Annotated in this window: 1 protein-coding gene; it reads right to left on the minus strand. The window is 57.6% G+C overall.

The features are described 5' to 3' along the window. Positions 1-1,711 (minus strand): VirB4 family type IV secretion system protein (locus ADICEAN_RS22465; RefSeq protein WP_040398694.1); only part of this gene is annotated, 1,711 nt, incomplete at both ends.

Here is a 1,711-nt window from a genome sequence, read left to right on the forward strand (position 1 = left end):
AATCGCCATTTTGGCTACCTGGCTCTGGTCGGTATGGTTCAGGATCAGCTGTGTCTGGGCATTCTGCAGGATAGCCGGCCCTACCGGGGATCCGACGATCTCGTCAATGCCCTGGGTGATGATGCACATGGAGCCGTTGTTTTTGCGGATGGTGCGGAACATGCTTTCCACCCATTCGCCCATGGCATCGGAAAGCATGGCCCAGGCCTCGTCCATGTAGATATACTTACGGTCATCCGGGAACCTGCGCACCTGGTCCAGTGCCAGCTCGGTGATCAGCATGGATACCAGCGGGTAAATGCCCGGATCAGCCTTAATGCGGGCCATATCAAAGCATACCAGCGGATAGTCTGAAATATCCAGCTCGCTGGGGGCATTCAGCACCTGGCGATACTCTCCTTCCACAAAAGGCTTCAGCACGACCATAAACTGGGCGACATTGAAAAACTGCATCTCATTGCGGTACTCTTCCTGGTCCAGGTTGGTGCGGTGGTGGCACTTGAACCAGTGGTAAAAGCCCGACAGAGAGGGCAGGCGATGCTGTTGCTTTTCCCCGTTCAGGAACTCATAGTAAGCGGTAATATGCCGCAGCAGGATGGCCCGTTCGGCCGGACTCAGCAGCCCCTTGCCGCCCTTGCCCCCCGCTCCTTTCCAGAGCAGCGCCAGCAGGGCGGTCAGGAAGTTCAGCTTATCCGCCGAAAGGCACCAGCTGCTCCCCTGCCGGTCGATCAGGAAGGGGTTAAAGGAGAGGGGCCGCTCAAGATCATATTCAAAATAGGCATCCAGCCCCACCAGGCTTTCGATCACGTTCTTGTAGGTTCCTCCAACATCGATGATGATTTGCCGTTCGCCCCGCTCAAAGCGCTGGCACATGAAATTACCCATGGTGTAGGACTTGCCCGATCCCGATGGGCCGATTACCAGGCAGTTCTGGTTATTCAGGCGGGTGTTGAACAGCTGCACGCGCAAGGGGTTGCGGTAGCGGTCACACAGCAGCTCGCCTTCCCGGCTACTGCTCCTGGTGGTGGTAAAATGGGAAAAAGTTACCGCATACTGGGCCGGCATCAGCAACCAGCGATAGTTCTGGGCTGCGTTGCCCGGGGCATTGGCAAAGAACAGCGCGGCAGCGTCATAGGACTCTACAAGGCATTCGCAGCCGTTTACCTGACGAAAGGCCGTAATGGCTTTTTCCAGCTGCAGCTGGAGTTGCTTATCGCTGCTGTCAAAGAGGATCAGACTCAGGTTCAGAGAGACCAGTTGCCGGTTGTCGGCCCGGACCTCAGCCGTAAAGGCATCGATCTCCAGGGCCTTGATCTTATTGTCCTGGCTGGCCAGCACATGCAGGGAGCTGTTGATCTTTTTTTCCCGGTCCAGCTGGCTCAGGCAGGCCTCGGTATCCTCAATGAGTATGCTCTGGCTGAGGATATGCGGAACCTGCAGGGCTTGTGCCAGGGGGTAGATCATAGGCACATGCACCCCATAGCCGTTGCGCACGGCATCCTCCAGCTGAGCGCCCTGGCCCGTCAGGCTCAGCACCCGCAGGCCCTTCTCCCCTACACGCGGGGACTGGTGGTGGCTGTAGATGCTGCGCTGGAACTGCTCGGGTATAGTGGCAAACTCCAGGTTGAAATACTGCAGGTAGAGTTGCCTGAGTCCTTCTTCCTCCAGGCGGATCAGGCGTATGCCGCCGCAGGTCTCCAGGCTGGCGACA

Origin of the sequence: Cesiribacter andamanensis AMV16 (assembly GCF_000348925.1) — a bacterium.
Taxonomy (GTDB): Bacteria; Bacteroidota; Bacteroidia; order Cytophagales; family Cyclobacteriaceae; genus Cesiribacter; species Cesiribacter andamanensis.